Annotated in this window: 19 protein-coding genes; 15 read left to right on the top strand and 4 right to left on the bottom strand. The window is 69.8% G+C overall.

The annotated features are described in order from the left end of the window. Nucleotides 1–116 precede the first annotated feature (116 nt). From ACYVLP_RS03520 to ACYVLP_RS03500, 5 genes are read left to right on the top strand one after another with little or no spacing between them, the layout of a single operon-like run. The gene (locus ACYVLP_RS03520; protein ID WP_460625953.1) at nucleotides 117–902 is read left to right on the top strand and encodes an IclR family transcriptional regulator; all 786 of its coding nucleotides are present in this window, start codon (nucleotides 117–119) and stop codon (nucleotides 900–902) included. Beyond that, entirely contained in the window at nucleotides 899–2041 is a 1143-nt protein-coding gene (locus tag ACYVLP_RS03515) for an ABC transporter ATP-binding protein (protein ID WP_460625952.1), read from the top strand. Before ACYVLP_RS03520 ends, ACYVLP_RS03515 begins: the two co-directional genes overlap by 4 nt. Continuing rightward, entirely contained in the window at nucleotides 2041–2685 is a 645-nt protein-coding gene (locus tag ACYVLP_RS03510) for an ABC transporter permease (protein WP_460625951.1), read from the top strand. The genes ACYVLP_RS03515 and ACYVLP_RS03510 overlap by 1 nt, the downstream gene beginning before the upstream one ends. Further along, the gene (locus tag ACYVLP_RS03505) at nucleotides 2682–3437 is read left to right on the top strand and encodes an ABC transporter permease (protein WP_460625950.1); all 756 of its coding nucleotides are present in this window, start codon (nucleotides 2682–2684) and stop codon (nucleotides 3435–3437) included. The genes ACYVLP_RS03510 and ACYVLP_RS03505 overlap by 4 nt, the downstream gene beginning before the upstream one ends. Nucleotides 3438–3472: 35 nt before the next feature. Beyond that, nucleotides 3473–4402 carry an ABC transporter substrate-binding protein gene (locus ACYVLP_RS03500; RefSeq protein ID WP_460625949.1) on the top strand — a complete coding sequence of 310 codons (930 nt, stop codon included), beginning with the start codon at nucleotides 3473–3475 and terminating at the stop codon, nucleotides 4400–4402. Nucleotides 4403–4442: 40 nt separating this feature from the next. Here ACYVLP_RS03500 and ACYVLP_RS03495 read toward each other — a convergent pair whose 3' ends face one another. Further along, entirely contained in the window at nucleotides 4443–5450 is a 1008-nt protein-coding gene (locus ACYVLP_RS03495; protein WP_460625948.1) for a LacI family DNA-binding transcriptional regulator, read from the bottom strand. A 104-nt stretch (nucleotides 5451–5554) separates the two neighbouring features. Between ACYVLP_RS03495 and ACYVLP_RS03490 the strand changes: the two genes are divergently transcribed. The 6 genes from ACYVLP_RS03490 to ACYVLP_RS03465 all read left to right on the top strand — a co-directional run bounded on the left by ACYVLP_RS03490 (nucleotide 5555) and on the right by ACYVLP_RS03465 (nucleotide 10114). Next, nucleotides 5555–6589, top strand: coding sequence for an amidohydrolase family protein (locus ACYVLP_RS03490; protein WP_460626375.1), 1035 nt, complete (start codon nucleotides 5555–5557; stop codon nucleotides 6587–6589). Continuing rightward, on the top strand, nucleotides 6586–7185 hold the full coding sequence (locus ACYVLP_RS03485) for a cysteine dioxygenase (protein WP_460625947.1): 600 nt from the start codon (nucleotides 6586–6588) through the stop codon (nucleotides 7183–7185). The genes ACYVLP_RS03490 and ACYVLP_RS03485 overlap by 4 nt, the downstream gene beginning before the upstream one ends. 106 nt (nucleotides 7186–7291) lie before the next feature. Further along, nucleotides 7292–7459, top strand: coding sequence for a 50S ribosomal protein L33 (rpmG, locus tag ACYVLP_RS03480; RefSeq protein WP_460625946.1), 168 nt, complete (start codon nucleotides 7292–7294; stop codon nucleotides 7457–7459). A gap of 116 nt (nucleotides 7460–7575) precedes the next feature. After that, complete coding sequence (locus tag ACYVLP_RS03475) at nucleotides 7576–8331, top strand: alpha/beta fold hydrolase (RefSeq protein WP_460625945.1); 756 nt, start codon at nucleotides 7576–7578, stop codon at nucleotides 8329–8331. Nucleotides 8332–8334: 3 nt separating this feature from the next. Beyond that, the gene (locus tag ACYVLP_RS03470) at nucleotides 8335–9669 is read left to right on the top strand and encodes a cytochrome P450 (protein ID WP_460625944.1); all 1335 of its coding nucleotides are present in this window, start codon (nucleotides 8335–8337) and stop codon (nucleotides 9667–9669) included. 25 nt (nucleotides 9670–9694) lie between these two features. Further along, nucleotides 9695–10114 carry an SRPBCC family protein gene (locus ACYVLP_RS03465; protein ID WP_460625943.1) on the top strand — a complete coding sequence of 140 codons (420 nt, stop codon included), beginning with the start codon at nucleotides 9695–9697 and terminating at the stop codon, nucleotides 10112–10114. A 51-nt stretch (nucleotides 10115–10165) separates the two neighbouring features. Here the strand turns inward: ACYVLP_RS03465 and ACYVLP_RS03460 are convergent, their stop codons facing one another. Continuing rightward, nucleotides 10166–10894, bottom strand: coding sequence for a hypothetical protein (locus tag ACYVLP_RS03460; RefSeq protein WP_460625942.1), 729 nt, complete (start codon nucleotides 10892–10894; stop codon nucleotides 10166–10168). 261 nt (nucleotides 10895–11155) lie between these two features. Here ACYVLP_RS03460 and ACYVLP_RS03455 point away from each other — a divergent pair, with 261 nt between their 5' ends. From ACYVLP_RS03455 to ACYVLP_RS03445, 3 genes are all read left to right on the top strand, one after another. Next, entirely contained in the window at nucleotides 11156–12379 is a 1224-nt protein-coding gene (locus ACYVLP_RS03455; protein WP_460625941.1) for a GAF domain-containing protein, read from the top strand. A gap of 287 nt (nucleotides 12380–12666) precedes the next feature. Continuing rightward, nucleotides 12667–14190 carry an acetaldehyde dehydrogenase ExaC gene (gene exaC / locus ACYVLP_RS03450; protein ID WP_460625940.1) on the top strand — a complete coding sequence of 508 codons (1524 nt, stop codon included), beginning with the start codon at nucleotides 12667–12669 and terminating at the stop codon, nucleotides 14188–14190. Between the two features lie 16 nt (nucleotides 14191–14206). Further along, nucleotides 14207–14662: a DUF779 domain-containing protein gene (locus ACYVLP_RS03445; RefSeq protein WP_460625939.1), complete on the top strand. Its 456-nt coding sequence runs from the start codon at nucleotides 14207–14209 to the stop codon at nucleotides 14660–14662. An 88-nt stretch (nucleotides 14663–14750) separates the two neighbouring features. Here ACYVLP_RS03445 and ACYVLP_RS03440 read toward each other — a convergent pair whose 3' ends face one another. Then, on the bottom strand, nucleotides 14751–16823 hold the full coding sequence (locus tag ACYVLP_RS03440) for a hypothetical protein (protein WP_460625938.1): 2073 nt from the start codon (nucleotides 16821–16823) through the stop codon (nucleotides 14751–14753). Between the two features lie 297 nt (nucleotides 16824–17120). Between ACYVLP_RS03440 and ACYVLP_RS03435 the strand changes: the two genes are divergently transcribed. Continuing rightward, on the top strand, nucleotides 17121–18158 hold the full coding sequence (locus ACYVLP_RS03435; RefSeq protein ID WP_460625937.1) for a M36 family metallopeptidase: 1038 nt from the start codon (nucleotides 17121–17123) through the stop codon (nucleotides 18156–18158). A gap of 43 nt (nucleotides 18159–18201) precedes the next feature. Here the strand turns inward: ACYVLP_RS03435 and ACYVLP_RS03430 are convergent. Beyond that, on the bottom strand, nucleotides 18202–18648 hold a 447-nt coding region (locus tag ACYVLP_RS03430; RefSeq protein ID WP_460625936.1), incomplete at its 5' end, for a (Fe-S)-binding protein.

The following is an 18648-nucleotide window of genomic DNA, read 5'->3' as shown; positions in this document are numbered from 1 at the left end:
AGCCCTTGACCGTCCCAGGTTGACTTCCGGATTCACCATCCGGCAGCTGCCATCCAGAGTGACCAGCCAGACTGACCAGCCAGACTCAGGCGCGACGGCGCGACGAGGTGTCACCGATGACACGACCAGAGCAGTCCACCGCAGTGCGGCCCGCAGGCCGCCCTGAGCCAGGGCGAGCCGCCGCACATCCGGAGCCGAATGCCGACGCAGCGCGATCGTCGACGAGCGGCCCTTCATCCACCCGTTCTGTCGAGCGTGCGCTCGGGCTGCTCGCCCACGTGTGCGAGTCGGCGCCGACGAGCCTGTCCGAGTGTGCTCGGGCCGTCGGGCTGTCCCCGACGACCGCCCTCCGGCTCCTTCGCACTCTCGAGGTTCTCGACTTCGTGAGTCGCGATCCGGGAGGCGACTTCCATCCCGGAGCGCTCTCGTTCCGGTTCGGGGCTGCGGCCCTCGGGCGCAACCAGATGATCAAGGCGGCGGAGCCGGCGCTGCAGCGGCTGTGCACCCGCTGCGGCGAGTCGACCTATCTCGCCATCACGAGCGGTCCGGACCGGGCCGTCTACATCGCGATGGCAGAGGGTACGTACTCGATTCGACACGCGGGGTGGGTCGGGCGCACCGTCCCACTGGAGACCACGGCCATCGGCGCCGTCCTGCAGGGGCGCACGCCGGAATGGGGCTACGTGGTCGTGCGTTCGAGTGTTGAGGAGGACGTGACGGCCATCGCTGCTCCCATCACGTGGATCGGAGGCGTTGCGGGAGCCCTCAATGTCGTCGGTCCCTCCTATCGTCTAGACCCAGAACGAAGCCGTGACGTCGGCAAGGCCGTCGCCGCGGAGGCTCGAACGATCGCGCGCACCCTGTTCCCGACCCACGACACCAGTGAGGTGACCAGCCGATGATCAGTTTCGAGTCGGTGACCAAGGAGTACCCCGACGGCACCGTCGCCGTCGACGCGCTCAGCCTGACCGCGCCCACCGGAAAGATCACCGTCCTCGTCGGCCCGTCCGGCTGTGGCAAGACGACGTCGCTGCGCATGATCAACCGGATGATCGAGCCCACTCGCGGCCGGATCATGGTCGACGACCGTGACACGTCCTCCATGGACAGCGCCGAGCTGCGCCGCGGGATCGGCTACGTCATCCAGCACGCGGGCCTGTTCCCGCACAAGACCATCGTCGCGAACATCGCGACCGTGCCCCTGCTGCTCGGGTGGGACCGCGCGAAGGCGACCAGCCGGGCGCTCGAGCTGATGGACCGCGTCGGTCTGCCCCAGTCGTTCGCGAAGCGCTACCCGTCGCAGCTCTCCGGTGGCCAGCAGCAGCGAGTCGGGGTGGCGCGCGCGCTGGCGGCCGACCCACCGGTGATGCTCATGGACGAGCCGTTCAGCGCTGTGGACCCGATCGTGCGCGACCAGCTCCAGGAGGAGTTCCTCCGGCTCCAGGGCGAGATCGGCAAGACGATCGTCTTCGTCACCCACGACATCGACGAGGCGATCAAGCTCGGCGACCAGGTGGCGGTGCTCCGGGTCGGTGGCAAGCTGGCCCAGCTCGCACCGCCGGAGGAGCTGCTGGCCCGCCCGGTCGACGACTTCGTCGCCGACTTCGTCGGGCGCGACCGCGGCTATCGCACGCTCGGCTTCCGCAGCGCGCCGTTCCCCACCATGTCCGAGCCGACCACCCGCCTCGGGGCGTCGGAGGCGGAGGTCCGCGCGGTCACCAGCGACCCGTGGGTGCTCGCGCTCGACGATCAGCGACGCCCGCTCGGATGGGTCGAGCAGGCAGGTCTGCGCGGGCCGGTGACCACCGAGGCGTTGCACCGCGGAGGCACGGTCGGCTCGACCGAGGGCTCGCTGCGGCAGGCCCTCGACGCGGCTTTGTCCGCGCCCTCGGGCCGGGGCGTCATCGTCGGGCCGGACGGCGCCTTCGTGGGCACGGTTCGCGCTCGCGACCTCATCGAGCCCATCGAGGCGGCCGCGGTGAGCCAACGCGAAGCGCCGGCGCAGAGCGTCGGCGCCGTGTCGGAGGCCGGTGTCGACTGATGGACTGGTTCACCTCGCACATCGACGACGTGTGGGACCTGTTCGTCGAGCACGCCTACCTCGCCGGCGTCCCGCTGCTGCTCGGCCTGCTCATCGCCCTGCCCGTCGGCTGGCTGGCCCGCCGCTACTCGTGGCTCTACCCGCCGCTCATCATCGGCACCGGCCTGCTCTACACGCTGCCGTCGCTGGCAGTGTTCATCCTGCTGCCAGGCATCCTGCACACGCAGATCCTCGACCCCAACAACGTGCTCGTCGCCATGACGATCTACACGGTGGCGCTGCTCGTCCGGACGGTCGCCGACGGGCTCGGCGCGGTGCCTGACGACGTGCGGCTCGCCGCCAACGCGATGGGGTACCGCCCGGTCCGGCGGCTGCTGGGCGTCGAGCTACCGCTGGCCGTGCCGGTCATCTCGGCCGGGCTGCGCGTGGCCGCAGTGAGCAACGTCAGCATCGTGAGCGTCGCGGCGATCATCGGGGTCGAGCAGCTCGGCTCGCTGTTCACCGACGGCTTCAACCGCGACTTCTTCGCACCGATCGTCACCGGCATCATCGCGTGCGGCGTGCTGTCGCTGCTCTTCGACGTCATCATCGTCGTCATCACCTGGCTGCTCACCCCCTGGGCCCGAGCGAGGACCGCCTCATGATCAACGACATCATCAGCTGGCTCACGGACCCGGCCAACCGCGGCGACATCGTCCAGCGGCTCTTCGAGCACATCCAGTACGTCTTCCTCGCGACGGGCATCGCGGCGATCATCGCGATCCCGGCCGGCATGTGGGTCGGCCACACCGGGCGCGGCAAGTTCGCGGTCGTCAACATCTCGGGCTTCGCCCGGGCCATCCCGACCCTCGGCCTGCTCTACTTCATCGTCCTGTGGCTCGGACCGAGCCTCTCGGGCGACCTCGCGTTCCTGCTCCCGAGCCTCATCGTCCTCATCGTGCTGGCGATCCCCCCGATCCTTGCGGGCACGTATGCCGGGATCGACGAGGTCGACCCCGCCGCCCGGGATGCCGCGCGCGGGATGGGGATGCGCGGGTGGCAGGTGCTGTTCAAGGTCGAGGTGCCGTGCGCGCTCCCGCTCATCTTCTCGGGACTGCGCTCGGCCCTGCTGCAGGTCGTCGCCACCGCGACCATCGCCGCCACGGCGGGTCTCGGCGGGCTCGGCCGCTTCCTCATCGACGGGCTCGCCGTCCGCGACTATCCCCAGATGGCATCCGGAGCCGTGCTCGTCGCGGCGCTGGCGCTCGCCATCGACCTGGTGGCCGCCGTCATCCAGCGGCTTGTCGTCTCACGCGGAGTCACCGGTAGGTTCCGTTCGGGCCGTGGTCGTGCCGCGGCTCGGTCCACATCAGACTCACTCACGACCACGACCGTCACGGTCGGCACGGTCAACTGATCCCTTTGGTCAGCGCCCACAGGAAAGAGAAGAGTATGAAGCACAGCAAGACGGTTCTCACGTCGGTCTCGGTACTGGCTCTGGCCGGTCTCGCGGCTTGCGGCTCGAGCGGTGGGGGGAGCCCCCTGGACCAGCCCACCAACGCCGGCTCACCCGCTGCGAGCGGCACCGTCACGGTGGGCTCGGCCAACTTCCCCGAGTCCGAGCTGCTCATGAACATCTACGCCAAGGCCCTGGAGGCCAAGGGCGTCAAGGTCGAGACCAAGCCCAACATCGGCAGCCGTGAGACCTACATCCCGGCCCTGCAGGACGGCTCCATCGACCTCGTCCCGGAGTACACCGGTGTTCTCGACCAGTACTTCAACAAGTCGGCCAAGGCGACCGACTCCCAGGCCGTCTACGACGAGCTCAAGGCGGCCCTCCCGACGGGCCTCGCGGTGCTCGACAAGTCGGCGGCGGAGGACAAGGACGGCGTGGTCGTCACGAAGGACACCGCGACGAAGTACAACCTCTCGTCCATCGCCGACCTGGGACCAGTCGCCAAGGACCTCGTCCTCGGTGGCCCGCCGGAGTGGAAGACCCGAGAGACCGGCGTGCCGGGTCTCAAGAAGATCTACGGCCTGACCTTCAAGGAGTTCAAGCCGCTCGACGCGGGAGGCCCGCTCACGGTCCAGGCCCTCAAGAACGGTCAGGTCCAGGCTGCCAACCTGTTCACCACCGACCCGAACATCCCGGCGAACGGCTTCGTCGTGCTCCAGGACCCGAAGTTCCTCTTCGCGGCACAGAACGTCGTCCCGCTCATCACCAAGTCGAAGGTCAACGACACCGTCTCCTCCGCTCTCAACGCCGTGTCGGCCAAGCTCGACACCTCCACGCTGGCGGGGCTCGTCAAGGAGGTCGTCATCGACAAGAAGGACGCCGACCAGGTCGCGACCGAGTTCCTTCAGAAGGCCGGACTGAGCTGAGCGCACAGCCGGCCACCCTGCTCGGCTCGACGCCCCTCCCTCACGACGGGGGAGGGGCCGTCGAGCCGCGCGGGACCGGGGCGGGGCTGATCACCAGCCTCCGGCTTCTGCCTCGGCCCTCGATCGCCTTCAGCGTGCGGCCGACCACCGCCTCGACCAGCTCACCCATGGGCCAGCGGTAGGTCGTCAGCGCCGGGTGCAGCAGCCGAGACACGGGAGTGTCGTCGTACCCGATGACGGACACGTCGTCGGGGATCCTGAGGCCGAGCTCGGCAGCGGCCGAGTAGACCCCCCAGGCCATCGAGTCGGCGAGGCCGAAGAAGGCCGTCGGGGCATCGGGCGACCTCAGCACCTCCGTGGCCACGTCGCTGGCCGAGTCGAGGTCGTAGGCGCAGGTGTGCAGACTGACTCGGATGCCCAGCTCGCGGCTGACCTGCCGGGCGACGTCCTCCGCGGGGCGGTCGGGGGTGTGCAGGTCGTTGGGTGAGAGCACGGCGATATGCCGGTGGCCGAGGTCGGCGAGGCGGATGAGGCCATCGCGCACCCCGAAGTCGTTGTCGTAGACGATCTGGGCGGCCGGCGCGGCGCCGGGGAGCGCGTCGCCGACCGCGATGACCGCCACGGCGTCGGAGATGTCGCGCCACTGCTTCTCGGCCGGGTCGATCGGCATCACGATGATGGCGTCGACCCGCTGGTTGACCATCCGTCTGGCCTCAGCAAGCTGGTGCTCGGGATCCGAACCCCCGTCGACGATGATCGCGCGAAGCCCCACCTCGGGCAGGGCCGAGACGAGCGCGGCAGCGACCGCCTGTTGCCAGCTGTCGTGCAGCGACCCGCACAGCAGCCCGACGGTGTCGGTCCGACCCGAGGCGAGGGCGCGCGCGATGGGGTTGACCTCGTAACCCAGCCGGTCGGCGGCCTCGCGCACCCGCACCTGGGTCTCCTCAGGCACCTGGAGGCCTCGCAGCGCGTACGAGACGGCTGCGACCGACAGGCCCGTCTCGCGAGCGATGTCGCTGAGGGTCGGTCGACGCTCTCGGTCGTTCACGGGGACAACGTATCCGAGACAGCGGACACCAGCTCTTGACTACGACATGGTTAAGCGGTTCACTGAAGGGATTCAGTGAACCGCTTAAGCAGATTGAGGACGTGATGGGCGAAGGTCTGTTCGGCACTGCGGACCCGGGTCCCACCGACCGTCCGGGAGCCAAAGCGCACCTGCTCGACGGCTCCGGTGCCGCCGGTAGCCGCGGCACTGGTGGCGGCACTGGTGACGGACGCACGATCGACGTCCACGGCCACCTGTGGCCCGACCAGCTCGTCGAGGCCCTGCGCCGGCGCCGCAGTGCCCCGCGGCTCGACGGCTGGGTGCTGCACCTGGACGGCGAGGCCCCGTTCCAGGTCGACCCTGACGACCACGACCCCGGGCGGCGAGCGCGCCTCGAACCGGCCGGCCGCCTGTCCCTGGTCTCACTGTCCGCGCCGCTCGACATCGAGACGCTGCCGAGCGAGGAGGCCGCGCCGCTGCTGGAGGCGTGGCACGAGGGGGCGGCCCTGCTGCCCGAGCCGTTCGCGGCGTGGGCGTCGGTCACGCTCGTGGACCCTGACCTGCAGCAGCTGAAGCATCACCTGCAGACCGGCTTCGTCGGGCTGCAGGTCCCGGCAACCTGGCTCGCGACTCCCCACCTGCTCGAGAGGCTGGCCCCGACGCTCGCAGTCTGCGAGGCCGAGAACCGCCCCGTCCTGGTCCATCCCGGACCGGCGGCCCAGACCGATGCCCACCAGGCCGCGCGGCTGCCGGCCTGGTGGGCACCAGTCGTCGACTACTCGGCCCAGATGCAGGCCGCCTGGTGGTCGTGGCACGAGACCGGTCGACCGCTGCTGCCGGAGCTTCGGATCTGCTTCGCGGCCGGCGCGGGCCTGGCGCCCGTGCACCACGAGCGGCTTGCCGCGCGAGGGGGAGCGGTCCGGTGCATCGACCCCGACGTCTTCGTCGAGACATCGTCCTACGGACGGCAGGCCGTCGACGCCCTCACCCGGGCGCTCGGCATCGACGCCATCGTCCTCGGCAGCGACCGGCCCTACTGCGAGCCGATCGATAGCGAGGGACTCGCGATGGGTCGTGCCGCCGCCGGCTCCATCCAGTTCACCAACCCACGTCGACTTCTCCTGGGAGGCAACCCATGACGACAACCGCTCCCGGCACACTCGCCGAGACCTCTGGTCCGCGCCCCGACGGACTACCCGCACAGGCCGCCGTACGGCACGAGGACGTGGCGTCCGGCGTGACGCTCGAGCACCTGCCCTCGCGCGACCTCGAGCCCGCCGAGCTGCTCGAGCTCGTGACCTCGGTCGCCCGCGACCGCTCGCTCTGGGCCGAGCACGTCGCGTTCAGTGACGACAAGCGCCACTACGTCTCGCTGCACCGCGATGCGCACGTCGATGTCTGGGTGCTCTGCTGGACCCCCGCCAACGACACGGGCTGGCACGACCATGACATCTCGTGCGGGGCCGTCGCCGTCGCGCAGGGTGCCCTCGTCGAGCACAACCTCACGGTCGGGGTGCCCCTGGCGCACACCGATGTCGAGGTGGGGCTCGCCTACTCGTTCGGTGCCGAGCACATCCACCGCCTCACCGGTCGCGATGCCGGGTCCGTCTCGATCCACGCCTACTCGCCCCCGCTCTGGCGCATGGGGCAGTACGTCCTCACGTCGAGTGGCGTGCTGCGGCGCACCTCGGTGTCCTACGCAGACGAGCTGCGCCCACTGGACGACATCGTCTGAGCGGGTGCCGCAGACATCGGGGCCCCGGGAATGCCGGCATGTCGAGAATGGTTCTCATCCACGGTGGGCGTCCGGCCCGCCGCAGATGACACACCGAGGAGCTTCAATGGCCAAGCGCAACGACCTGCGCCCCGTCGTCACGCTTCGCTCGACCGCCGGCACCGGCTACAGCTACGTGACTCGCAAGAACCGCAGGGGCAACCCCGACCGGCTCGTGCTGCGCAAGTTCGACCCGGTGGCGGGCACCCACGTGGACTTCCGCGAGACCCGCTGAACGGCATACGCCTCGAGTGGCCGCTTCCCGCACCCGCGGGAGTGGCCACTCGTCGTTTGTGCAGCCAACTGGCCTAGGCTCGGCGAGAGCGACTGCATCGTCTGCAAAGGAGCGACATGAGCATTCCGCACCGCGTCGTCGGGCACGGCCCGCGCACCGTCTTCGTCTCACACGGGTGGTTCGGGTCGTCCGAGGGCTGGGGCCTGTTCCCCACCTTCCTCGACGGTGAGGCGTTCACCTACGTCTTCACCGACATCCGCGGCTACGGCGCGCGCAAGCACGAGTCCGGCGACCAGTCGGCCGACGAGATCGCCGACGACATCATCGCCCTCGCCAACGAGCTGGGTGTAGACCGGTTCTCCCTCATCGGGCACTCGATGAGCGGCACCTTCATCCAGCGGGTGCTGGCAAAGGCGCCCGAGCGCGTCGAGGCGCTGGTCGGCATCGCACCGGTGGGCTGCACGCCGTTCCCCTTCGACGACGCCGGCCGCGACCTCTTCTGGGGCGCGCCTGACAGCCGCGACAACCGCTACGCGATCATCGACATCACCACGGGCAACCGCAACACGCCCGTCTGGCTCAACTGGATGGCCGACTTCTCGCTCGCGACCTCGACCCGAGACGCCTTCGCCAACGTCCTCGAGGCATGGGCGAACCCGGACTTCGCCGACGACGTCAACGGCAGCGAGCTCCCCGTGCTCCTCGTCGTCGGGGAGCACGACCCCGCCCTCAGCAAGACGTACGTCGAGCAGTGCTGGGTGCCGTACTACCCGAACGCGACGGTCGAGGTCATCGCGAACGCCGGCCACTACCCGATGTTCGAGGCACCCGTGAACCTCGCGACGGTGATCGAGTCGTTCCTCAAGGGCTGAGACATGCGCCTCGACGAGGCGACAAGGCTGTTGCACGACCCCGCCACGTATGTCGAGGACGTGCCGTATGCCGTGCTCGCGGACCTTCGCCGCGAGCACGGCGTCGTCCGGGTCGAGGAGCCCGAGCAGGCCGGCTGGCCGGAGGGCCCGGGCTACTGGCTCGTGCTGCGCCACGCCGATGTGACGCGGGTGCTGCGTGACCCGGCGACCTTCTCCTCGCAGCTGGGTGGCACGCAGATCCGCGACCCGGCGACAGCCGCGGACCTGACGTTCGTGCGCCGGATGATGCTCAACATGGACCCGCCCGAGCACTCGCGGATCCGGCGGATGCTCGCGCGGTCGTTCACGCCACGGGCTGTCGCGGCGCTGGAGGGTCAGATCCGGACCCATGCCTCGGCGATCGTCGACCGCATGCTCGACGGGCCCAGCGAGTGCGACTTCGCCAAGGACGTCGCTGCCGACCTGCCCCTGCTGGCTCTCGCCGACATCCTCGGGGTGCCGGCACAGGACCGGTGGCTGTTGTTCGACTGGTCGAACCGCGTCATCGGGTGGCAGGACCCGGACTATGCCGTCAGCGCCGCCTTCGACGACGCCGGCGGCGGCTCGGACCTCGCTGCGGCGGCCACGGCGCTTCGTCCCGCGCCCGATGCGGACGGCCGCATGCCCGACCCGCGGAGCCGCTCCGGCATGCCCGACCTCTACGCGTATGCCGCCGCGCTGGGTGAGCGGAAACGCGCGGAACCCGGCGACGACGTCATGTCGATCCTCATGGCGCATCGCGACGACTCCGCGGGCGGCGCCGGTCACGTGACGATCGAGGAGTTCGAGAACCTCTTCTGGCTCTTCGCGGTGGCGGGCAACGAGACGCTGCGCAACGGCATACCGGGCGGCATGATCGCGCTCCTGCGCCACCCGGAGGCCCAGCGGGCGCTGCGAGACGACCCGTCCGGCATACCCACCGCGGTGGAGGAGATGTTGCGGTGGTGGACACCGGTCATGGTGTTCCGGCGGACGGCGACGACGGCGACCGAGGTCGGCGGACGGGCGATCTCGGCGGGTGACAAGGTCGTCGTGTCGTTCGCGTCGGCGAACCGTGACGAGGCCGTCTTCGACCGCCCCGACGACTTCGACGTCGCCCGGGACGCGCGGGCGCACCTGGCCTTCGGGCACGGCCCCCACTTCTGCCTCGGTGCCCACCTGGCGCGGGTGCAGCTGCGGGCCCTGATCGCCGAGGTGCTGGCGCGCACCTCGTGGCTCGAGCCGGCGGGCGACCCGGCCTTGCTGCGGTCGAACTTCCAGCGCGGCGTCAAGCGGCTCCCGGTTCGCTGGCAGCACTGACACCGGTGGCTGGCAGGGTGGACCCATGGTCGAGCCATTGGTCATCGAGAGGTCGTATGCCGCCCCACCCAGTCGCGTCTGGGAGGCGTGGACGCGCGCCGACGAGCTCGCGCAGTGGTACTGCCCCAACCCTGCGCTGAGCACGACGGCGCGGCTGGACGTGCAACCGGGCGGGCGCCACGAGGTCGACATGGGAGCGGGGTTCGCTCTGCGGGGCGTCTACTCCGCGGTCGTCGAGCCGGCCTTGCTGGTGCACACCTGGGGTTTCAACGGAGGGCACGAGACGCACGTCGACGTGCGCTTCGCGGCCGATGGTGAGGGCGGCACCCGGGTGACCCTGACGCACGACGGGTTCGAGGACGACGACGAGCGTGAGGGCATCGAGCAGGGCTGGGGCCTGACCCTGACCAGGCTCCAGGACGTCGTCGAGCGACGCGGCACCTGAGCCGCGCACTCGGTGACGACGCGCGGTGACGACGTGTGACGGCGGCTTCGGTCAGAGCCGAGCCGGGCGCCTCACCTCGGCGTGGTCCTCGACGACCGGCGCGGCCTGCTCCCTCCACGGAGCCGCCACTGTGATGTGCTCCTCCTCGAGCGGCACGAAGGTCTTGACGACGTCGATGCCGTCGCGGACCATCCGGACCAGCCGGTCCTCGGTGTCGTCGACACAGGCGCGCGCGACGCCGTCGACGGCGAGTGCGACGATCTTGGCGGCATTCGCCGGGCGCACTGCCGCGGCGTTGAAGCCCATGCGTGCCAAGTGGATTCGTGCCCAGCGCTCGGCGGCCGGCGCGGTGGAGAGTGCCTTGCGAGAGGCTTCGGAGAGCTGCCCGTGGGAGTGCCCGTCACGCTCGGCGAGCACGCCTTCGGCGTTGAGGATCGCCAGCGCCATGACGTTCTGGCGCTCCTCGGCGGCGACCGGGATGGCCGCCCGTGCCGACGCCAGGATCAAGGCGACCGCGACGCGCTCGTCGTCCGGGTTGAGCCCGACGACCTCGGGGATCATCATCACCAGGCGCTGACGGTTCGCCTCGTCCAGCATGTCGTTGACGCACCGCGCGAGCGTCGCGAGGACGGGATGCGTGCAGTTGGGGTGGTCGCTCCAACGTTCACCGGCGAGGAAGGACGCCATCTCCATGAAGCACGCGCCCTTGCGAGCGTTGCGGTGGCGGCCGCGAGAAAGTACCGGCACTCCGTCGGGTACGTAGGGGGCTCGTCGTGACATTCGTCGCTCCTCGGACTGTTCCCTGATGATCCTGTGGGCGGTCTCCTTCATGGTGCGCCTGAATCGGGCCGTTGACCACCCCTTTCACGTAAGGCCACCTCAGTTTCAGGAGTGCCTCACCCCCGCCTTACCCGCTGACGTGCCTTGTGTGCGGCATGTGTCCTGCCTTGGGTGCCTCTGCAGGGCGCCGTGCGCGGCGGGTGGTGTGCCGGTGGTCACTGGGCTGTCGGATCTCGCCGGCGTGCGTGCACAATCGGGCCCATGGCCGAGGTGAACGGCATCCGGGCCCACGTGGCGGACTCGTGGGTGCGCTCGGCGGCGGCCGGCGTGCAGGTCGACGCGGTCGACGCCCCGATCACGCTGCCCACCGATGCCCTGCGGGACTACCGCGAGGCTCATCCGCTGGCGCGGGTCTTCCCGCTGCTCGACGACGTGCTCGGCCAGGCGGCCCGCGACTGCGACGCGGTCATGGCCGTGTCGGACTCTGCCGGGCAGCTGCTCTGGGTGTGCGGCTCGCCGAGCATGCTGCGCCGCGCGGAGTCGATCGGCTTCGTCGAGGGCAGCAACTGGGACGAGCGCCTCGCCGGCACGAACGCGCCGGGCGTGGCCCTGCGCCTCGACAGCCCGGTCAATGTCGTGGGTGCCGAGCACTTCCGACGGTCCGTGCAGCGATGGAGCTGCGCCGCGACGACGATCCACGACCCGTCCGACCAGAGCATCCTCGGCGTCCTCGACATCACGGGTGGTGAGGAGATCGTGGTGCCGCAGACTATGGCCATGGTCCGGGCGGCGGCCCGGATGGCCGAGTCGGAGCTCGCCCGGGAGCTGCTGGTCCGCGGGCCGGCCGGAGTCACCAGGGGCGAGCCGTCCGCGGGACGCGGCCTGTCGGTCCTCATCGAGGCGCTGGGCCGCAACGATGCTCTGCTCACGGTCGACGACGGGCGTGGCCACCGCCAGACGCTTCGCCTGAGCCCACGGCACTCCGAGATCCTGCTCCTGCTCGCGTCGGCCCCGCGCGGGCTGTCAGGCGACGAGCTGGCGGTGCTGCTCTACGAGGAGGACAGCAGCGCATCCACCCTGCGGGTCGAGCTCGGGCGTCTGCGTTCCCTGCTCGGGGACGACCTGCTGGCCTCACGGCCATATCGACTGGCGGCCGAGCTCTCCGGCGACTGGCTCGCCGTCGAGGCTGCGCTCGCTGCGGGTGACGTGGCCGGTGCCATGCGGGCCTATCGCGGGCCGCTGCTGCCCCGCTCGACCGCACCCGGCGTGACCCGGCTGCGGGACAGCATCGAGGGCACCCTGCGCCGGGCCCTGCTCCGCAGCGGCCGGGCCGACCTCATGTCGGCGTGGACCCGCTCTGCATCCGGCGCCGATGACTACGAGATGTGGCAGGCCCAGGCGGCCTTGCTCGGTCCTGCCTCGGCGCTGCTGCCGCTCGTCCAGAACCAGCTGAACCGCCTCGACCGCGAGCTCGGCACCCCCTGACCGAGGCCGACCCGACCAACCCGCCGACCCGGCATACCCTCCCGACCGCTCCCACCGGCATACCCCTCCGACCGCTCCCACCGGCATACCCCTCCGACCGCAACACACCCGCTAATCGCAAGCCGGAGGCAGTTGCAACCAGCAGGACTTTGCGATTGCCGGGTGTGTTGCGGGGCAGGGGGCCGGCCAGGGCACGCAACGTGGTTGCAACGTTGCGCTCCCTAGCGTCGCCATCAACCTCGACGGACCGAACCGCCGGGAACCACCAAGGACGCTGGGAGACCATCATGACCGTCTACGCACCACCCGGCTCGCCGGACTCGCTCGTCACCGTGCTCGACCGCTACGGCCACTTCATCGGCGGCAACTGGGTAGACCCGAAGAAGGGCCTCTGGTTCGAGGACATCTCGCCCGTCAACGGCAAGCCCTTCACCGAGATCGCGCGCGGCACCGAAGAGGACATCGAGGCTGCCCTCGATGCAGCCCATGCCGCGGCACCCGCCTGGGGTCGCACCTCGCTCGGCGAGCGCTCGCTCATCCTCAACCGCATCGCCGACCGCATCGAGGCAAACCTCGAGGCGCTGGCCGTCGCCGAGACGTGGGAGAACGGCAAGGCCGTGCGCGAGACGCTCGCCGCCGACCTGCCACTCGCCGTCGACCACTTCCGCTACTTCGCCGGGGTGCTGCGCGGCCAGGAGGGCTCGAGCAGCGAGATCGACGAGAACACCGTCGCCTACCACTTCCACGAGCCGCTGGGCGTCGTCGGCCAGATCATCCCGTGGAACTTCCCGATCCTGATGGCTGTGTGGAAGCTCGCGCCCGCGCTGGCCGCCGGCAACGCCGTCGTGCTCAAGCCCGCCGAGCAGACGCCGTGGTCCATCCTCAAGGTCATCGAGCTCATCGGCGACCTGCTGCCCGCAGGCGTCGTCAACGTCGTCAACGGCTTCGGCGTCGAGGCCGGCAAGCCGCTCGCGTCGTCGCCGCGCATCGCGAAGATCGCCTTCACCGGCGAGACGACGACGGGCCGCCTGATCATGCAGTACGCATCGCAGAACATCATCCCCGTCACGCTCGAGCTGGGCGGCAAGAGCCCGAACGTCTTCTTCGCGGACGTCGCGATGGAGCGGGATGCCTTCTACGACAAGGCACTCGAGGGATTCACGATGTTCGCCCTCAACCAGGGCGAGGTCTGCACGTGCCCGTCGCGCGCGCTCGTGCAGAGCTCGATCTACTCCGACTTCGTGCCCGACGCCGTCGCGCGCGTCGAGAAGATCAAGCAGGGCAACCCGCTCGACACCGAGACGACGATGGGCGCCCAGGCGAGCAACGACCAGCTCGAGAAGATCCTGTCCTACCTCGACATCGGCCGTCAGGAGGGCGCGAAGGTCCTCACCGGCGGTGAGCGCAACGTGCTCGACGGCGACCTCGCCGAGGGCTACTACGTCGCGCCGACCGTCTTCGAGGGCAGGAACTCGATGCGCATCTTCCAGGAGGAGATCTTCGGTCCGGTCGTCTCGCTCACGAGCTTCGAGGACGAGGCCGACGCGCTCGCCATCAGCAACGACACGCTCTACGGCCTCGGCGCCGGCGTGTGGACCCGCGACGGCTCGCGCGCGTACCGGATGGGCCGCGGCATCAAGGCCGGCCGGGTCTGGACGAACTGCTACCACCAGTACCCGGCGCACGCCGCGTTCGGCGGCTACAAGCAGTCGGGCATCGGCCGCGAGAACCACAAGATGATGCTCGACCACTACCAGCAGACGAAGAACCTGCTCGTGTCCTACTCCCCGGACGCGCTCGGCTTCTTCTGACCGGGTCGTGCCCCGCGTGGACGACGTGTCCCCCCATGCCGGTCGTTCCGGTGAGCCAACGGCTTCCCCCAGCCGGGTCGACCTCACCGGTGAGGCGGCGGACCTGCTCCGTCGCCTCACCGGGATCCACGGGCCGCTCATGTTCCACCAGTCGGGTGGCTGCTGCGACGGCAGCTCGCCGATGTGCTATCCGGCCGGCGACTTCATCACCAGCGAGGCCGACGTTCACCTCGGCGACCTCGCGGTCGACGGGCTCGACGAGCCGGTCGCCTTCTGGATGTCCGTCTCACAGTACGAGTACTGGAAGCACACCCATCTGACTGTGGACGTCGTCCGCGGCCGGGGGAGCGGCTTCTCGGTGGAGGCGCCCGAAGGCGTCCGCTTCCTCATCCGGTCACGACTGCTCACCGACGACGAGCTCGCGACCTTCGCGATCGACCCGCCGAGCGTCGGGAGTATGCCGCCCGGCTGAGCATGCCGGAAGGGCCGGCTTCCCTGGTGCAAACGGGGAAGCCGGCCCTTCGGTGCGAGGCTGAGCGGTCAGTCCGGACGACGTGACGTCACGGGACGAAGCTGCTCACGAAGGTGGACCAGTTGGCCAGCGCCGTGCGTGCGCCGGGGCCGTGGTTCGCCCCACCGCAGGTGCCAAGCAGGTTGTCGCCCGTGCCGCCGAAGAAGGGTCCTCCCCATGCGGCGTAGTCGCAGGCGCCACCGATGTACTCGCTGGCGAGCCAGACGCGGTTGCCGTCGACCGACGCCGCGCCGTAGTCGCCCCAGCGGGTGCGGATCGGGCTTCCGACCTGGGACTTGTAGCTGGTGAACCCGTCGGCCGTCGCCTGCCCTTCTCCGCCGGGGACGATGCCCCACGCGCCGACACCTGCGATGCCGTCGATCGGGGCGTAACCCGCGCTCGGGAAGGTGTCGTCACCGGTGGCGGTGAAGGCCATGACGCCTCGACCGCTGGCCGTGACGCCGATGGCCGGGTAGGTGAAGTCCTTCCCCGAGGCACCGAGGTAGCCGCCGAGCGAGAGCTTCGGTGCGAAGCCGCTGCTGCCGCCTGGCTTGACCACGTACCACGCGACCCCGGCGCGGTTCGCGCCGTTCACCGTCAGGGCCGTGTCGAGCGCCCCCCACAGCTTGCCGTTGGCGTAGGTGACCTGCTGCATGCGGGTGTCATTGGAGTCGGGCCTGGACACGACCTCGTTGTGTGCCGGCTCCGCGGCGAAGAGGAGCTTCCAGCACCCCACGCCGGCGATGGTCGGGGTCGTCGTGTTGTTGATGCAGGTGCCTTGCGGTGTAGCCGTGGTGGGCGCAGACCCGCTGCCAGGCTGCTGCTGCTTGGGCGGCAGAGCGTAGCGGCCTACATCGACGAGCTTGTTGCTCACCTGGATGTTCGCGTTCGGCGTGTTGAGCGACGCAGTGTTCGTCATCGACCACGCGACGATCTGCTCGGAGACGTAGCTGCCGCCGAAGCCGGCGATCGGGTGGGTCGCCTCGTCCGCCGCGTTCGAGCTGAGCGCGAACTCGGTGCCGTTGCTGCCGAGGTTGAACGAGGATGTCCCCGGCGACTGGGCCGGCCACACGGTGAAGCCGGGCTGGGTGTTGCTCGGGGCGTCGCTCGGTGCGTTGACCATGCCCCAGGTGTCGATGTGCTGCATGGTGACGTTCGCGGCGCCCGCGGCCAGCTGGGCCTTGGACAGCGCGTAGATCTGAGCTCCGTTGAAGCCGCTGCCGTTCCACGGGTAGGCGTTGGTCGTCAGGTACACCCCGTTGGCGTCCGCCCCGATGTGCGGGTAGTCACCCAGGCACGGGCACGCGTTGCCGGCGGCCGGGTTGTGGGAGCCGTCGTTCGTCACGTCGAGCTTGTAGATGTTCCAGTGGCCGGTCGGATCCGGCGTCTGCGAGACCGCCAGGTCGAGGTGGTTGACGAGGTTCAGCGCCCCGGCGGAGTTGCGGTCGAGGGTCAGGACGACGAGGAAGAACCGCTGGGTGGCCGCGTCGTAGATGCAGGTCGGGTCGGTGAGCTCCGGTCCGAGGGCCCCCGTGGAGCGGTTGACGGCGGCCGGGTAGCCGTAGAACGAGTTGAGGTCGACGGCATGGTGAACGTCTCTCGGGAATCCACCGACGACGTTCGTCGCCGTGTTGTCGGGCAGGAGCGAGTTCCCGCTGGTGTCATAGACGTTCATGACGTCGTTGACCGTTTCGACGACGTACCCGCCGCCCGCGCACATGCCTTGGTCCGGTGGCTCGATGCTGAACTGGTTACCGCCGCGCGAGTACCGCTGCTGGTAGTGGTTCAGGCCCTGGAACCCGTTCTGGAACGTCGGGTTCGACTTCGCCTTGGTGCCGTTGGCCACGGTGACGCCGTTCCCGGCTGCGTGGCCTTGCGAGAGCGTCCGGTTCGCGACAGTGCCGGCGAAGGCATCGGGGGTGTCCTCTTCCTCCGGTGTCTGGAACTCTGCTCCGAGCTCGCCGTCGCCGTGTGCTCCGACGACGGGGGACGAGGTGCCGGCGAGGGCGAGCGACTGTGACGCTGCCTGGGCCGTGACGGTCGGCAGCGCGAACGCGGCCAGAACGAGAGCCGGTGCCGTCATGGCACCGATGCGCGCTAGGTGGGCGCGGCGTAACACCATGTGGGTGTCCTTTCGAGGTTGAGCCAGCACCAGGGCAAGCGGGCGCAGTGGTCAGGGAACCCTGGGTCTGGCGTGCCAGACCTGTGTGATGGGGCCGACCGACCGCGTGCTATCGGCGTCGCCGTGAGCCGGGTCGTCCTCAGCGCCCACCCTCTCACCCGACCGGCCCTCGCGCAGGCTGAATGACCTCGCCAATTCGACACGGGCGGAGCGCTACCCGTGAAGATCTTTCGACAGATCGGATCGCAAGGCGCGTAAACCTCACAGCCGTAGGCCTTCGGGACAAAGATGGGCCGCATGAAAACACGTCTCACCGCCTGCGGCATCGCTGCCGCCGCATCGCTGGCGATCGCCGCTGTCGCCTCCGTCCCCGCGCAGGGGGCGCCTGCCCCGTACACCCACACTGCCGCCGGCACCGTGTTCCTCCCGAACCCCGTGCAGGACCTCGGGATCGAGTCGCTCACCGACGCGAAGGACGCCGACTACGCGGCGCTCGCACCGGCATACCACCGGGTGACCCTCACCGACCTCGACGGCTCCGGCACCCTCACGGGGGCGTGGGCGCGCGTGAAGAGCTCGACGGGCAAGCCCGCGGCCGCGGTGAACGGGGCTTTCCCGGCATACCACCGCGACGTCGACCAGTTCGAGCAGGTGATGGGCTACTTCTGGGTGACCACGGCGCAGCGGTACCTGCAGCATCTCGGCTTCGGCACCACGCTGCGGCCCGTCAACCAGCGGCAGATCGAGGTGCGGATCGACCAGTTCGGTGGCGACAACTCGTTCTTCCGCGACGACAAGGCGAACATCACGCTGGGCAAGGGCGGGGTCGACGACGCCGAGGACGCGGAGGTCATCGTCCACGAGTACGGCCACTCGGTGCAGGACGGCCAGGTGCCCGGGTTCGGCACGAACCTCGAGTCGGGCGCGATCGGGGAGGCCTTCGGCGACTACCTCGCGGTGGCGGTGACCAGCTGGGCCGCGGGCACGCCGACGAAGACGCCCGAGGCGTGCGTTGCCGACTGGGACTCGACGTCGTACACGCGGACCGTGCCGCACTGCCTGCGTCGTCTCGACGGCACGAAGGTCTACCCGACCGACCTGGTCGGTGAGGTCCACGCCGACGGCGAGATCTGGTCCCGCGCCCTGTGGGACATCCGCACTGCACTCGGCGACACGAAGGCGACCACGCTCATCGTCGACGCGCAGTTCGACTTCGCGGTCGACACGTCGTTCCACGATGCCGCCGTCGCGACAGTGGCATCCGCGCAACACCTCTATGGCAACTCGGCCGCCAAGGCCGTCACCAAGGCGTTCCACGACCGCGGCATCCTCTGAACCGACGCTGGAAGGTCAGAGGGTCGGGGCCGGCCCCTGACTCCTAGACGGTCGGGGCCGGCTCCGGCTCGGGGTCGGGCTGGGGCTGCGCCTCGACCGCGGGCTGGCCACCATCGTCCCCACGGCGCACGGCGGCGAGCAGCATCTGGGCGATGTCGACGACCTCGACGTCCTCGGACGCCTTGCCGTCGTGCTTCGCGGCGTTGAGTCCGTCGGTGAGCATCACCTTGCAGAACGGGCAGCCGATCGCGATCCGGTCGGCGCCGGTGGCCAGGGCCTCCTCGGTCCGGTTGTTGTTGATCCGTGTGCCGAGCTTCTCCTCCATCCACATCCGGGCGCCACCGGCTCCGCAGCAGAAGGACTTCTCCTGGTTGCGGGGCATCTCGGCGTACTCCACGCCGGGCAGCGTGGCGATCAGCTCGCGCGGCGGGGCGTAGACCTGGTTGTGCCGGCCGAGGTAGCACGGGTCGTGGTAGGTGACCTTGGTGCC

This window comes from Intrasporangium mesophilum (assembly GCF_054783095.1).
Note: the sequence above shows the minus strand (reverse complement) of the source record. Positions and strands in the feature narration are given on the sequence as shown.

What these genes read in the sequence shown, in the direction of transcription:
- ACYVLP_RS03520 (WP_460625953.1), top strand. Translation starts at nt 117, where the DNA reads ATGACACGACCAGAGCAGTCCACCGCAGTGCGGCCCGCAGGCCGCCCT.
- ACYVLP_RS03515 (WP_460625952.1), top strand. Translation starts at nt 899, where the DNA reads ATGATCAGTTTCGAGTCGGTGACCAAGGAGTACCCCGACGGCACCGTC.
- ACYVLP_RS03470 (WP_460625944.1), top strand. Translation starts at nt 8,335, where the DNA reads ATGCGCCTCGACGAGGCGACAAGGCTGTTGCACGACCCCGCCACGTAT.
- exaC (WP_460625940.1), top strand. Translation starts at nt 12,667, where the DNA reads ATGACCGTCTACGCACCACCCGGCTCGCCGGACTCGCTCGTCACCGTG.
- ACYVLP_RS03460 (WP_460625942.1), bottom strand. Translation starts at nt 10,894, where the DNA reads ATGTCACGACGAGCCCCCTACGTACCCGACGGAGTGCCGGTACTTTCT.
- ACYVLP_RS03475 (WP_460625945.1), top strand. Translation starts at nt 7,576, where the DNA reads ATGAGCATTCCGCACCGCGTCGTCGGGCACGGCCCGCGCACCGTCTTC.
- ACYVLP_RS03485 (WP_460625947.1), top strand. Translation starts at nt 6,586, where the DNA reads ATGACGACAACCGCTCCCGGCACACTCGCCGAGACCTCTGGTCCGCGC.
- ACYVLP_RS03440 (WP_460625938.1), bottom strand. Translation starts at nt 16,823, where the DNA reads ATGGTGTTACGCCGCGCCCACCTAGCGCGCATCGGTGCCATGACGGCA.
- ACYVLP_RS03465 (WP_460625943.1), top strand. Translation starts at nt 9,695, where the DNA reads ATGGTCGAGCCATTGGTCATCGAGAGGTCGTATGCCGCCCCACCCAGT.
- ACYVLP_RS03490 (WP_460626375.1), top strand. Translation starts at nt 5,555, where the DNA reads ATGGGCGAAGGTCTGTTCGGCACTGCGGACCCGGGTCCCACCGACCGT.
- ACYVLP_RS03435 (WP_460625937.1), top strand. Translation starts at nt 17,121, where the DNA reads ATGAAAACACGTCTCACCGCCTGCGGCATCGCTGCCGCCGCATCGCTG.
- ACYVLP_RS03505 (WP_460625950.1), top strand. Translation starts at nt 2,682, where the DNA reads ATGATCAACGACATCATCAGCTGGCTCACGGACCCGGCCAACCGCGGC.
- ACYVLP_RS03510 (WP_460625951.1), top strand. Translation starts at nt 2,041, where the DNA reads ATGGACTGGTTCACCTCGCACATCGACGACGTGTGGGACCTGTTCGTC.
- rpmG (WP_460625946.1), top strand. Translation starts at nt 7,292, where the DNA reads ATGGCCAAGCGCAACGACCTGCGCCCCGTCGTCACGCTTCGCTCGACC.
- ACYVLP_RS03455 (WP_460625941.1), top strand. Translation starts at nt 11,156, where the DNA reads ATGGCCGAGGTGAACGGCATCCGGGCCCACGTGGCGGACTCGTGGGTG.
- ACYVLP_RS03500 (WP_460625949.1), top strand. Translation starts at nt 3,473, where the DNA reads ATGAAGCACAGCAAGACGGTTCTCACGTCGGTCTCGGTACTGGCTCTG.